The sequence below is a fragment of the Micromonospora sp. DT233 genome (genome assembly GCF_049841815.1).
In the GTDB taxonomy this organism is placed as follows: Bacteria; Actinomycetota; Actinomycetes; order Mycobacteriales; family Micromonosporaceae; genus Micromonospora.
Genome location: NZ_JBNCLB010000005.1, coordinates 262,556 through 275,284 on the forward strand (window position 1 = coordinate 262,556; position 12,729 = coordinate 275,284).

Below are 12,729 nucleotides of genomic sequence, written 5' to 3' on the forward strand. Positions count from 1 at the left end.
GGGTGACCGCTTTAGGAGTGGTCCCGATCACGCTGGGTGATCATCCCCAGCGCGATCATCCCGACCCCGAGGAAGAGGTGCAGCCAGTTGTCGGCGCCGTTGAGGGGGAGGAAGTTGGCACCGCTGGAGTGGTCGACCACCAGGCCGTAGAGCCACAGCACGAGGTAGACCGCCCCGCCGCCGACGAGGAACGCCCGCGCCCCGGCCCGGGTGCGCGACAGCGCCAGCCCGACGACCCCGAAGAGCAGGTGCACGAGGTTGTGCAGGACCGAGACCTGGAACAGGCCGAGGAGCTTCGCCCCGGAGTCGTGCCCGGCGAAGCGCAGGTCGCCGAAGTCGGTCGTGATCCCGGGGACGAAGCCGAGCACCCCGACCAGCACGAACACCACGCCGACGGTGGCCGCCGCCCGACGCGCCGGGGCGCGCTGCTCGGCCGGGTTGCGGCGGGCCCGCGAATGGGCCATCGGGTTGACCACGATGCTCTCCTCCCGGTCGGCCGCGCTGCTGCCGTGCGCCGCGCCTTCCCGCCACCGCCGGCCGTAAACGCGAACGGTCCCCCGGCCGGAGGAGACCCGGCAGGGGGACCGTCGTGCTTCGCGGGGCGGGGGTCAGGCGGGTTGCAGGCTGCGGGCCGTGGCGCCCCCGCGTACCCGCTCGTAGAGCTCGACGTAGCGCTGCGCCATGACCGCCGGGGTGAAGCGCGTCGCGGCCTCCCGCCGGCACTCGTCGACGTCGAGGGCGTCGGCGGCCAGGATCAGGTCGGCCAGCTCCTCCTCGTCGGTGGTGAGCAGCCCGGTGCGGCCGTGCTCGATCAGCTCCGGCAGGCAGCCGCGGGTGGTCGCCACCACCGGGGTGCCCAGGGCCAGCGACTCGACCACGGCCGTGCCGCCGGGCTCCTCCCAGCGCAGCGGGAAGAGCGACGCGCGGGCCCCGGCCAGCAGGTCGTCGCGGTCCTGTCCGGCGACCGTGCCGACCCAGCGGACCAGGTCGCCGTCGACGTGCGGGGCGACCTCGTCGTAGAAGAAGCGCACGTCCGGGTTCTGCCGGGCCTCGTCGCCGGCCGCCGCCAGGTCCTGCGGCCGGTGGTACGGCCCGACCGGCCCGGCGAGCACCAGCGGCACGCCGACGCGCTGGGCGAGCCGGGCGGCGACGTCCTGGCCCTTGCCCGGGTTGACCCGGCCCAGGACGAGCAGGTAGTCGCCCTTCTCCGGCCGGGCCCGCCGGTCGGCGTCGACCGCGAGCGGGGTGGAGAGGTGCACGTGGCCCACCGAGTGCTCGCGCAGCGCCTGCGGGGCGCGGGCGAGCTGCGAGGCGGAGACCCCGTTGACCCGGACCCGGTCGCCGCCGTCGAACTGACCGTAGAGCTCCGGGTGCTTGGCCAGGTCCCAGTGCAGGGTGTGCAGCGCCGGCGGGGCGTCGGGCCCCATCGCGGCGAGGGTGGCCAGGCCGACGGCCTCCACGTGGTCGTGGACCAGGTCGATGTCGTCGCGGCGGTGCAGCAGCCGCACCACCCCCGCCAGGTGCGCCTGCGCGACACCACAGACCTGGTTGTACGGCCGTTGCAGGGCCGCGAACTGACCGTCGGGGAAGACGGAGACCTTCTCGTCCACCGGCAGGGTGCTGGAGTCCACGGAGGCGAGCACCACCCGCACGCCGAGCGCGCGCAGCTCCGGCACCAGGGTGGCGATGACGTTCTCGATGCCGCCGTACCCCGGCGGGGGCACCGACAGCCACGGGCCGGCGTTCATCAGGACGGTGAGGCTCATGCGGGGTTCCTTCCCTGCGGTGTGCGCGTGCTCACGCCGCCGCCACCCGTCGGCGCGGCACCCGGTGGCGCAGCTCCGCCAGCGGGGGGCGCTCCTCGATCGAGACGTCGCTGACCACGATCTCGCGGTCCAGGTTCGGCAGCGCGTCGGTGCCGCCGCGCCGGAACTGGGTCAGCAGGGCCGCCGGCGTGGTGCCGGGGCTGGCCCAGCCGCGCCGCTGCAACCGCGACCACGCGGTCAGCATGATCTGCGCCGACATCCGGCCCAGCGCCGCCGTGTTCTGGTGGCGGTGCTTGCGCTCGCCCAGGTCCACCTGGGCCAGCGCGTCCAGCCCGACCAGGTCCAGCAGGTCGATCAGCATCGCCGTCTCGACCCCGTACCCGGAGACGAACGGCACCCGTTCCAGCACGGCGCGGCGGCCGGCGTACTCGCCGGCGAGGGGCTGGACGAAGCCGGCCAGCTCCGGCCAGAACAGGTTCAGCAGCGGGCGGGCCATCAGCTCGGTGACCCGGCCGCCGCCGTCGGCCTCCACGCTGGTCGCGCCGACCAGCGGCCGGTGGTAGAAGCCCTTGACGAAGTCCACCGACGGGTCGGTCAGCAGCGGACCGAGCAGGCCGGTGACGAAGTGCGGCCGGAACTCGTGCAGGTCGGCGTCGATGAACGCGACCACGTCGCCCTCGGCGGCGGCCAGCCCGGCCCAGAGCGCGTCGCCCTTGCCGGCGAGCTGCGGCAGGCCCCGGGTCATCTCGTCCTGACCCACCACCTCCGCCCCGGCGGCCCGCGCCACCTGCGCGGTCCGGTCGGTCGACCGGGAGTCGACCACGATCAGCTCGTCGACCAGGGCCACCCGATCCATCAGGTGTTCCCGGATCGTGGCCACGATCGCGCCGACCGTCGCCTCCTCGTTGCGCGCGGGCAGCACCACGCTGACCCGGCTGTCTCCCTTGGCCTCCAGCAGTCGCCGGGCCGTCCACTGGTCCGCCGAGGCGGTCCGGTACGTCGCCCACGCCTCGACCACTGGCGAGACGGTCGATTCAATATCCGGCACAGACACACCCCTCTAGATCGTGGCGGATTAAGCAGCTTGTTGTTTGCCCAGCCAGCTCGCGCCGCTAACCGAATAATCCCTAACAGCTTGATCACGTGCCCGACGCCTGGCCGTTCCCGTCCTGTGAACGTTTCGTTGCGGACCGTCCAGGAAAGTGCAGAGGCGAAACGTGAAGCCGTGGTGAGAGGGTGTGTCGATGCGAGTGTGCCGGGTAGGACTTGTCGGGGCCGGCGGGGTGGCGCAGCGCCATGCCCGCGTGTTGGGCGGCTTCCCCGACGTTGAGATTCTGGGCGTGGCCGACGTCGCGCGGGGCGCGGCGCAGGAGCTGGCCGCCGCGCACGGGGCCCGCACCTTCGCCGACGTGGACGAGCTGCTGGCGGCCGGCCCCGACGCGGTGTACGTCTGCGTGCCGCCGTTCGCGCACGGCCCGGTGGAGGAGAAGGTGATCGCCGCCGGCGTGCCGATGTTCGTGGAGAAGCCGGTCGCGGTCGACCTGGACACCGCCGAGCGGATCGCCGACCTGGTGGCCCGGCGAGGGCTGCTCACCGGCGTGGGCCACCACTGGCGGTACCTGCACGTCGTGGAGCAGGCCCGCGAGCTGCTCGCCGGCCGCCGGGTGCGGATGGTCAGCGGGGCCTGGCTGGACAAGGTGCCCCCGGTCGACTGGTGGGCCCGCCGCGACCGCTCCGGCGGCCCGGTGGTCGAGCAGGCCGCGCACGTGCTGGACCTGATGCGCGCCCTGGTCGGCGAGGTGACCGAGGTCACCGCGTACGGCGACGGCACCCCGCCGCCCGTCGAGGGCGCCGACATCGACTCGGTGACCACGGCCACCCTGCGCTTCGCCGACGGGGCGGTGGGCACCCTCGCCGCCGCCTGCGTGCTCGGCTGGAAGCACCGCGCCGGGCTGGAGATCCTGGCCGACGGCCTCGCCCTGGCGCTGGCCGAGGACGGGCTGACCATCCGCGACGCCGACGGCGAGCGGCACGTGCCCGCCGACCCGGACGCCGCGCGGATCGCCGTGGACCGGGCCTTCGTCGACGCGGTGCGCGGCGTCGGCGACGACGTCCGGGTCCCGTACGCCGAGGCGCTGGGGACCCAGCGGCTGGCCCTGGCCATCGCCTCCTCGGCGGCCACCGGACGGCCGGTGGCGCTGCCCACCGGCACCGCCGCGACCCCCCAGGTCGTGGTGCCCGCCCAGCGGGGGGTGGGCGTCGATGCGTGACCGGGTGGTGGTGGTCAGCGGCCCCGGCCGGGTCGAGCTGGTCGAGTCCGACGCCGGTGAGCTGCGCGAGGGCATGTTCCGGGTGGAGACGCTCTACAGCGGGGTCTCCGCCGGCACCGAGCTGAGCTTCGTCAAGGGCACCAACCCCTATCTGAACGTGACCTTCGACGCCGCGCTCGGGCTGTTCCGGCCGGGCGAGGCGAGCACCCCGTACCCGGTGCGGCGGCTGGGGTACATGCAGGTGGGACGGGTGGTCGAGAGCCGCACCCCGGCGATCGCCGTGGGCACCGTCGGCGCGATGACGTACGGCCACCGCACCTCCTACGTCGCCGACCCGGTCGCCGAGCGGTTCGTCCCGCTCCCCGACGACCTCGACCCGCTGCTCGGCATCTACGTCGCGCACATGGGGCCGATCTGCGCCAACGGGCTGCTGCACGCCGCCGCCGACCTCTGCGGCACCGACGTACGCTCCCTCGGCGACGGGGTGCGCGGCCGCCGGGTGGCGGTGGTCGGCAGCGGGGTGGTGGCCCTGCTGACCGCCCTGTTCGCCAAGCGGCACGGCGCGGCGTCGGTGGTGGTGCTCGATCCGACCCCGCAGCGCCGGGCGGTCGCCGAGGCCCTCGGCCTGGAGACCCTGGACCCCGAGGGCGACGACCCGGCCGTGGTGCTCAAGACCCGGTGGAACCACGCGGCCGGCGACCGGGGGGCCGACGTGGTCTTCCAGTGCCGGGGGCAGGCGTGGGCGTTGCAGCTCGCGCTGCGCCTGCTGCGCCCCCAGGGCACCGTGATCGACCTGGCGTTCTACCAGGGCGGCGCGGACGCCGTGCGGCTCGGCGAGGAGTTCCACCACAACGGGCTGTCGCTGCGCTGCGCGCAGATCGGGCGGGTGCCGCGCGGGCTCGCCCCGACCTGGGACCGGGAGCGGCTCTCGGCCGAGACGATCGACCTGCTGCGGGCCCACGGCGACGCGATCCGCAAGCACCTGGTGTCGTCGGTGGTGCCGTTCGACCAGGCCCCGGCGCTCTTCACCGACCTGGCGCAGCGCCGCCGCCAGGAGCTCCAGGTGGTGCTCGCCGGCTGATCGGTGCGGGCCGTGGCGCGCGGTTCCTGCGCCACGGCCCGGACCGGGCCGCAAAATCCGGCCCGGGTCGCGTACCGTTGCGGCTCATGGGTGTGTCGCAACGGTTCAAGAGCAAGTTCCGGCGGTTCCTTCAGCGACCCGGCACGACGGTCGCGCTGGCCCCGCTGGAGAAGTTGCTGCCGGCCATCGAGGCCCGCGAGGACGAGCTGTCGGCATTGACCGACGCCGAGCTCACCGAGGCCGCCGGCGCCGCCACCGGCTACGAGGAGATCTGCGCGGTGGGCCGCGAGGCCGCCCGGCGCGGGCTGGACCAGCGGCCGTACGACGTGCAGCTGCTCGGCGCGATGGCCCTGCTCTCCGGCAAGGTCGCCGAGATGTCCACCGGTGAGGGCAAGACCCTCACCGCCACCATCGCCGCGTACGGGCACGTCCGGCTCGGCAACGGCCCGGTGCACGTGCTCACCGTCAACGACTACCTGGCCCGCCGCGACGCCCGCTGGATGGAGCCGGTCTACACCCTGCTCGGGCTGACCGTCGGCTGGGTCAACGAGGCCTCCACCCCGCAGGAGCGGCGCGACGCCTACGCCTGCGACGTGACCTACGTCTCGGTCAGCGAGGCCGGCTTCGACTACCTGCGCGACCAGCTCGTCACCGACATCGACGACCGGGTCCAGCCGACGCTGGCCACGGCGATCGTCGACGAGGCCGACTCCATCCTCATCGACGAGGCCCGGGTGCCGATGGTGCTGGCCGGCGCGGTCGGCGGCGAGCAGGACCCGGTGCACGCCGCCGCGGCGCTGGTGCGCGGCCTGCGCAAGGGCAAGCACTTCACGGTGGCCGAGGACGGCCGCAACGTCGCCTTCACCCCCGCCGGCCTGGCCGCGATCGAGGCCAAGCTCGGCGACATCGACCTCTACGACACCGAGCACGTCGGGCAGCTCTCCGCGGTCAACGTGGCCCTGCACGCCCACGCCCTGCTGCACCGCGACGTCGACTACATCGTGCGCGACGGCTCGGTGGAGCTGATCGACGAGATGCGCGGCCGGGTGGCCCAGCACCGCCGCTGGCCCGACGGGTTGCAGGCGGCGGTGGAGGCCAAGGAGGGCCTCGACGCCAGCGCCGAGGGTGAGGTGCTGGGCACCATCGCCGTGCAGGCGTACATCGGGCTCTACCCGAAGGTCTGCGGGATGACCGCGACGGCGGTGCTGGTCGGCGACCAGCTCCGGGAGTTCTTCGGCCTCGAGGTGGCGGTGATCCCGCCGAACACCCCCTGCGTGCGCGCCGACGAGCCGGATCGGATCTACGCCACCCGGGCCGAGAAGGAGGAGGCGCTGATCGACGAGATCAAGCGCTCCCACGACGCCGGCCGTCCGGTGCTGGTCGGCACCCTCGACGTCAAGGAGTCCGAGCAGCTCGCCGCCGGGCTGAACGCCGCCGGGGTGCCCTGCGTGGTGCTCAACGCCAAGAACGACGACGAGGAGGCGGCGATCATCGCCGAGGCCGGCGCGTACGGCGCGGTCACCGTCTCCACCCAGATGGCCGGCCGGGGCGTCGACATCCGGCTCGGCGGCAGCGACCAGAGCGACCGGGAGCGGGTCGCCGAGCTGGGCGGGCTCTACGTGATGGGCGGCGGCCGGCACGACAGCCGCCGCGTCGACGACCAGCTGCGCGGCCGGGCCGGCCGGCAGGGCGACCCGGGCGGCTCGGTCTTCTTCGTCAGCCTGGAGGACGAGCTGGTGGTCCAGCACGCCGGCGACACCGTGCCGGCCTCGCCCCGGATGAACGCCGACGGCCTGGTCACCGACCCGCAGGTGGAGTACGCGGTGGAGCACGCCCAGCGCGTCGCCGAGGGCGTCAACCACGAGATCCACCGCAACACCTGGCGCTACAGCGTGGTGATCGAGCAGCAGCGCAAGGCCCTCGCCGAGCGGCGGGAGCGGCTGCTGACCAGCGACATCGCCGCCCTGATGCTGCTGGAGCGGGTGCCGGAGAAGGCCGAGGAGATGGACGAGGACCTCCTCGCCCGGGTGGCCCGGTCGATCGCCCTCTACCACCTCGACCGGCTCTGGGCCGAGCACCTGGCCGAGCTGTCGGAGGTGCGCGAGGGCGTGCACCTGCGCGCCCTGGGCCGGCTGGACCCGCTCGACGAGTTCCACCGGGCGGCCGTGCCGGCGTTCAACGCGCTGGTGCCGGAGATCGAGACCCGCACCATCGCCACCTTCACCGAGACCGAGTTCGACGAGGACTGGGAGCCGGACGCCTCGACGCTGGTGCGGCCCAGCGCCACCTGGACGTACCTGGTGCACGACAACCCGTTCGGCTCGGAGCTGGACCGGCTCATCGCCTCGGTGGGCCGGCGGCTCAGCTCCGCCCCGCGCTGACCGGTCGCCGGCGGGCCCCCCGGGCGGGGGGGCGGCCGGGGCCCCCGCGCCCCGGCCCCCGGCCCGGGGGGGGCGGGCCGCGCCCCCCCGGGCGCCCGGGGCCCCCCCGCCCCCCGGGGGGGGGGGCCCCCCCCCCCACCGCCGCGCCCGGCCCGCGTCCCGGTTCGATCCGGCACGCGCGCCCTTTCGGCCGTTTCGACCCGGGTAGCCGGGGTAGTAGGGCGGGTCCGATGAATCGGGAGAGAGCAGACGATGAGACAGGCGATGGTCGGCACGCCTTGGCGGCCGCCGGTCGTCCCGGCGGCCGGGGCGAGGTCCCGGTGAAGCTGGAGACGCTGGCGCCCGACACCGAGACGCTGAGCGTCCTGGAGACCGCGGCGCTGCTGCGGGAGCTGACCGCCGGGCTGATCTCCGTGACCGATTTCGACGAGGCGCTGACCCGGCTGGTGGGGATCGCCCGGGGCGCGGTAGCCGGGGTCGACTGGTGCGGCTTCACCGTCCTGCGGGCCGGGGAGCCGGCCGGGGTGGCGGCCTCCGATCCGGCCCTGGCGGGCCTGGACGACCTGAGCCACGACCACGACTCCCCGGCGCTGCGCGCCATCCACCGCCGCGAGATGATCCTCGCCGAGGACCTGGAGCGGGAGTCGCGCTGGCCGGCCTGGGCGCAACGGGCCCGGGACCTGGGCGTACGCGGGGTGATCTCCGCACCCGTCGACGTCGACGAGCAGGTGATCGGCGCGATCAACCTCTACGCCTCGGCGCCGGCGACGCTGACCACCCGCCACCAGCTCACCGCGATGCTCCTCGCCGAGCACGCCGGCCTGCTGCTGGCGGCGGTGCGGGACCGGGAACGGCAGCTGGCCCAGGCGCACGAGGTGGACGCGGCGCAGCTCACCGACGGGGTGCTCGGGCAGGCGATCGGCGTGATCATGACGCAGCGGGGCTGCCCCGCGCCCGAGGCGCTGCAGGTGCTGCGCAGCGCCGCCCTGTCGCTACAGATCCCGGTGGGTGAGGTGGCCGAGCGCCTGGTGCTCACCGTCTCCCGCCCCCGCGAGAACTGACCCGCCGTTTCTACGGCCGGCTTCCCGGGTAGCACCCCCTGTACGACGAGCTGGGGACGAACTGGGGGGCCACGATGGAGAGTCGACTGCGGGTGCACGGGCATCCCATCCAACCGATGCTGGTGACGTTCCCGTTCGGGCTCTTCGTCTGCGCGATGCTCTTCGATCTCGCCGACGTGCTCGGCGGCCCGGCGTTCCTGGGCGAGGTGGGCTACTGGACGTCGGTCGCCGCGCTGGTCGCCGCCGGGCTCACCACCGCCGCCGGCATGGTCGACCTCTGGGACGCCACCGGCAGCCGGACCCACCGCACCAAGATCACGTTCAACCTGGCCAACACCGGGATGGCCGCGCTGTTCCTGCTGACCTGCCTGGTCCGGGCGAACTCGCCGCAGCGCGGCGCGACCGGCGTCATGGTCGCCGCCGAGCTGGCCGCGCTCGGCGTCGGCGCGATCGGGGTGTGGCTCGGCGCCCGCCTGATCCGCGAGTTCGAGGCGGGCCGCGCTGACGCCGCCACCCTGGACGCGCTGGGCGGCGTCGCCAGCCCCACCGTGGAGATCGCCCGTCCCCGCGCCTGACGGCGCAGCCCGCGCCGCCGGCCGGCGACCCGCGACCGCACCGACGGGCGAAAACCCGTTGCCACGGCCGGTGGTGGTGTCCAGGCTGGACGGATGAGCGGGCGACGGGACTTCGAGGAACTGCTGGCCGAGGGTGCGGCGGCACCGGTCGAGGGCTGGGGCTTCTCCTGGCTGGACGGGCGGGCCAGCGAGGAACGTCCACCGTGGGGCTACGCCCGACTGATCGGCGCCCGGATGGCGCAGGTCGACGCGGCGCTGGACATCGACACCGGCGGCGGCGAGGTGCTCGCCGAGGTGCCCCGCCCGCCCCGGGTGCTGCTGGCGACCGAGTCGTGGCCGCCCAACGTGGCGGTGGCCCGGCGCACGCTCGCCCCGCTCGGCGCGACCGTCCTGCACGTCGCCCAGGGCGACGACCTGCCCGTGCGGGACGCCTCGCTGGACCTGGTGGTCGCCCGCCACCCGCTGCACACCCCGTACGACGAGATCGCCCGGGTGCTGCGCCCCGGCGGGACGTTCCTGTCCCAGCAGATCCGGGGCGGCAGCGTGCACGAGCTGCAGGAGGCCATGCTCGGCCCGCTGCGCCCGCCCGTTCGGCAACTGCCCGAGCAGGCCACGGCTGCGGCGCGGGCGGCCGGGCTGACGGTGCGCGACCTGCGCGAGGCGACCCTGCGCACCGTCTTCCACGACATCGCCGGGGTGGTCTACTTCCTGCGCAAGGTGGTCTGGACGGTGCCGGAGTTCACCGTGGAGCGGTACCGGCCGCAGCTCGCCCGCCTGCACGCCCGGATCGAGGCCGAGGGCGCGTTCGTCACCCACGCCCGGCGCTTCCTGATCGAGGCGGTCAAGCCCGCCTGACGCCGCCTCCCGCCGACGCCGCAGCGCCCGCGCGACCTTGGTCACCGCACGTCGCCAGTGAACGCGACGTGTTTCAGGTTCGCGCGAAGAGCACCGGTCCGACGCGCGAGCGGACCGGCGGGCGCTCAGCCGTGCGCCTCGGCGTGGTGGGCGGCGAGCACGTCCGCGCCGAAGTCGCCGGCCGGGCGGCGCAGCACGGTGTGCGCGTGGTTGCCGTCGTCGGCCGTGTTGTCGTACTCGATCAGCAGGTCGTCGCCCTGGACCCGGTAGTAGTGGCGCTGCCCCGGCCGGGTCGGGCCGGCCCAGGCGAAGTGCAGCGGGCCCCCGGCGAGCCGGTCGGCCTCCCGGGCGGCCAGCGCCGGGGGCAGCCGGTCGAGGTAGCAGGCGACGAGCCGGTCGAGCATGGCCCGGCCGGTGGGGCCGAGCCGGTGGGCCGGCACGCCGAGCGGCTCGATCGGCCCCGGCGCGCGGGGCCGGGTGGCGCTGATGATGTCGGCGGGGGCCTCGTCGGCCACGATCGCCGCCGCCCGCCCGGTCGGGCCGATGGCGTCGAGCAGGGCGCGGGCCAGGTCCTCCTCCCCGCCCAGCGGCCGGGACACCGGGTGGCCGGCGTGCCGCACGGTGGCCGGGTTCGCGCCGAGGAAGATCGGGGCGGGGGAGACCCGGTCGTCGACCACGGTCATGCTCACCGACAGGTGGTGGCCCTCGAACCGCCAGCCCCACCGGTCGTCGCGGGCCGGGTCGCCGAAGACCGCCACCCAGTAGTCGCCGCTGTGCCGCCCGCGCCGCCACCCCTCGGCGCGGTCGAGGACCTCCTCCAGCGCCATCACGGCCATCGCCTGGGCGTACGCGCCGGGGCTGAGCGCGGTGGCCAGCAGCCGGTGCGCGGCCTTGCGGCCGGCGGGGTCGGCGTCGGCCAGGCAGACGCCGGGGCGGGGCCGGGGCCGGTACTCCAGCCAGCGCCGGCCGGCGTCGTCGAAGGGGTGCGCCGCGCGGGCCCGGCCCGCCTCGTCGAGCGCGTCGAGCAGCGCGGCGGCGGCGGTGCGCATCTGCGCGGGTACGGGATCTTCCACCGACCCTGTATACCCCGGCCCGCCGCCGGGCGGGGTCAGCGCGCGGTGAGCAGGGCGAGCATCTCCGGCAGGTCGAAGAAGCGGGCGGTCTCCACGGCCGACGGGCCGCCCGCCGCAGGGTCGGCCCCGGCGTCGAGCAGCGCGCGGACCGTCTCGGCGTTTTGCCGGAACACCGCGGCGGCCAGGGCGGTCTGCCCCCGGTCGTTGACCCGCCCGGGGTCGGCCCCGCGCGCCAGCAGGGCGGCCACCGTCTCCGGGTGGTTGTGGTACGCGGCCAGCAGCAGCAGCGTGTCGCCCTTGTCGTTGGTGAGGTTGACCGGCAGCCCGGCGTCGACGTTGGCGCTCAACTCCTCGGTGGCCCCGCCGCGCGCCAGGTCGAACATGCGGTGCGCGAAGGCGAGGGTCTCGGCGTCCAGCTCGTCACTCATCCGTCCAGGCTAGTCAACGGGGTGGCCGGCCGTGCCGACAGCCGGGCGAGCCGGCGCGCGCGGGGGATGGGCGCCGCGCGGAGAACCGCCTCCCGTGTCCCAACAGATGGTAATACCTACTAAACCTATAGGCTTTGCCATCTATGCTGTCCGGGTAAGCCCGCCCGATCACCGCGAGGTCCACCATGTTCACCAGCACCGCCGAGCCCGACCTGCTCGCCGTCGCCGGCCGCTTCGCCGCCGACCCGACCGGTTGGCCGGTCGCGCTGCGCTTCGACGCCCACCAGCGGTGGTACGCCCGCCTCGCGGTCGGGGCCGACCACGAGGTCTGGGCGTTGAGCTGGCTGCCCGGCCAGGGCACCGAACTGCACGACCACGGTGGCTCGGCCGGGGCGTTCCTGGTCGTCGACGGGGCCCTCACCGAGGAGACCGTCAGCGCCGGGCGGCTGCGCCCCCGGCGTCTCGCGGCCGGTGCCGGCCGGCGCTTCGGCGCCCGCCACGTGCACGTGGTGACCAACCGCGACGACCGGCCCGCCGTCAGCGTGCACGTCTACCGGCCCGCGCTGACCCGGATGACCCACTACCGGCTCGTCGACGGTCGGCTCCGGGTGGCCGAGGTCGCCGAGGCCGGCGCCGCCTGGTGACACCCGCACCGCGCCGATCGAACGGGCGACCGCCCCGTGAAGTGGAAGGACCGAGAATGTCGCAGACCCCCGCCCCCGCCGACAGCTGTCCCGTCCCCGTCGCGCCCCCCGGCTCCCGTGGCATCGACCAGATCCTCGCCGCGGCCCGCTCCCGGCTGCGCCGGCTCGACCCCGAGCAGGCCCACGTGGCGTACCGCGAGGGGGCGTTGCTGGTCGACATCCGGCCGGCCGCGCAGCGCGCCGCGCACGGCAGCGTGCCCGGCTCGCTGGCGATCGAGCGCAACGTGCTGGAGTGGCGCTTCGACCCCCGCTGTCCGGCGCGGCTGCCCCAGGCCGACCGCTACGACCTGCCGGTGGTGGTCCTCTGCCAGGAGGGCTACACCTCCTCCCTGGCCGCCGCCGCCCTGCAGGAGATCGGGCTGCACCGCGCCACCGACGTCGTCGGCGGCTTCGCCGCCTGGCGGATCGCCGGCCTGCCCACCCTCGGCCCCACGCCCCCGCCCCGCCCCCCGTCCGTCGCGTCACCGGTGACCGTCGGTCGGGCGCACGGCTGAGCCCCGGCGGGGCGCACCGCTGACCGCCGCGCCCCGCCGGG

13 protein-coding genes are annotated in these 12,729 nt (G+C 75.1%); 8 read left to right on the forward strand and 5 right to left on the reverse strand.

Annotated features, from left to right (window positions below):
- Window positions 1–11 precede the first annotated feature (11 nt).
- From ACLQ2V_RS14955 to ACLQ2V_RS14965, 3 genes are all read right to left on the reverse strand, one after another.
- A complete protein-coding gene (locus ACLQ2V_RS14955; RefSeq protein ID WP_425719212.1) occupies window positions 12–464 on the reverse strand; it encodes a DUF4383 domain-containing protein in 453 nt (150 codons plus the stop codon).
- A gap of 144 nt (window positions 465–608) precedes the next feature.
- On the reverse strand, window positions 609–1,766 hold the full coding sequence (locus ACLQ2V_RS14960; protein ID WP_425719066.1) for a glycosyltransferase: 1,158 nt from the start codon (window positions 1,764–1,766) through the stop codon (window positions 609–611).
- A gap of 31 nt (window positions 1,767–1,797) precedes the next feature.
- Window positions 1,798–2,724, reverse strand: coding sequence for a glucosyl-3-phosphoglycerate synthase (locus ACLQ2V_RS14965; RefSeq protein ID WP_425719213.1), 927 nt, complete (start codon window positions 2,722–2,724; stop codon window positions 1,798–1,800).
- 286 nt (window positions 2,725–3,010) lie between these two features.
- On the opposite strand from ACLQ2V_RS14965, the gene ACLQ2V_RS14970 reads away from it, so the two are divergent.
- The 6 genes from ACLQ2V_RS14970 to ACLQ2V_RS14995 all read left to right on the forward strand — a co-directional run bounded on the left by ACLQ2V_RS14970 (window position 3,011) and on the right by ACLQ2V_RS14995 (window position 9,989).
- Window positions 3,011–4,036 carry a Gfo/Idh/MocA family protein gene (locus tag ACLQ2V_RS14970; protein ID WP_425719214.1) on the forward strand — a complete coding sequence of 342 codons (1,026 nt, stop codon included), beginning with the start codon at window positions 3,011–3,013 and terminating at the stop codon, window positions 4,034–4,036.
- Window positions 4,029–5,117 (forward strand): zinc-dependent alcohol dehydrogenase, encoded by a 1,089-nt coding sequence (locus ACLQ2V_RS14975; RefSeq protein WP_425719067.1) that lies wholly within the window; start codon window positions 4,029–4,031, stop codon window positions 5,115–5,117. Before ACLQ2V_RS14970 ends, ACLQ2V_RS14975 begins: the two co-directional genes overlap by 8 nt.
- A gap of 86 nt (window positions 5,118–5,203) precedes the next feature.
- Window positions 5,204–7,498, forward strand: a complete 2,295-nt coding sequence (secA2, locus tag ACLQ2V_RS14980; RefSeq protein ID WP_425719068.1) for an accessory Sec system translocase SecA2 — start codon at window positions 5,204–5,206, stop codon at window positions 7,496–7,498.
- A 320-nt stretch (window positions 7,499–7,818) separates the two neighbouring features.
- Complete coding sequence (locus ACLQ2V_RS14985) at window positions 7,819–8,559, forward strand: GAF and ANTAR domain-containing protein (RefSeq protein ID WP_425719069.1); 741 nt, start codon at window positions 7,819–7,821, stop codon at window positions 8,557–8,559.
- Window positions 8,560–8,675: 116 nt separating this feature from the next.
- On the forward strand, window positions 8,676–9,134 hold the full coding sequence (locus tag ACLQ2V_RS14990) for a DUF2231 domain-containing protein (RefSeq protein ID WP_425719070.1): 459 nt from the start codon (window positions 8,676–8,678) through the stop codon (window positions 9,132–9,134).
- 93 nt (window positions 9,135–9,227) lie between these two features.
- Window positions 9,228–9,989: a class I SAM-dependent methyltransferase gene (locus tag ACLQ2V_RS14995; RefSeq protein ID WP_425719071.1), complete on the forward strand. Its 762-nt coding sequence runs from the start codon at window positions 9,228–9,230 to the stop codon at window positions 9,987–9,989.
- 125 nt (window positions 9,990–10,114) lie between these two features.
- On the opposite strand, the gene ACLQ2V_RS15000 is transcribed toward ACLQ2V_RS14995, so the two are convergent.
- Both ACLQ2V_RS15000 and ACLQ2V_RS15005 read right to left on the reverse strand, forming a co-directional pair.
- Complete coding sequence (locus ACLQ2V_RS15000) at window positions 10,115–11,038, reverse strand: DUF3500 domain-containing protein (protein ID WP_425719215.1); 924 nt, start codon at window positions 11,036–11,038, stop codon at window positions 10,115–10,117.
- A gap of 59 nt (window positions 11,039–11,097) precedes the next feature.
- A complete protein-coding gene (locus tag ACLQ2V_RS15005) occupies window positions 11,098–11,490 on the reverse strand; it encodes an ankyrin repeat domain-containing protein (RefSeq protein WP_425719072.1) in 393 nt (130 codons plus the stop codon).
- 185 nt (window positions 11,491–11,675) lie between these two features.
- On the opposite strand from ACLQ2V_RS15005, the gene ACLQ2V_RS15010 reads away from it, so the two are divergent.
- Entirely contained in the window at window positions 11,676–12,134 is a 459-nt protein-coding gene (locus ACLQ2V_RS15010) for a cysteine dioxygenase (protein WP_425719073.1), read from the forward strand.
- A 56-nt stretch (window positions 12,135–12,190) separates the two neighbouring features.
- Window positions 12,191–12,688, forward strand: coding sequence for a rhodanese-like domain-containing protein (locus ACLQ2V_RS15015; protein ID WP_425719074.1), 498 nt, complete (start codon window positions 12,191–12,193; stop codon window positions 12,686–12,688).
- The last annotated feature ends 41 nt before the right edge of the window (window positions 12,689–12,729 follow it).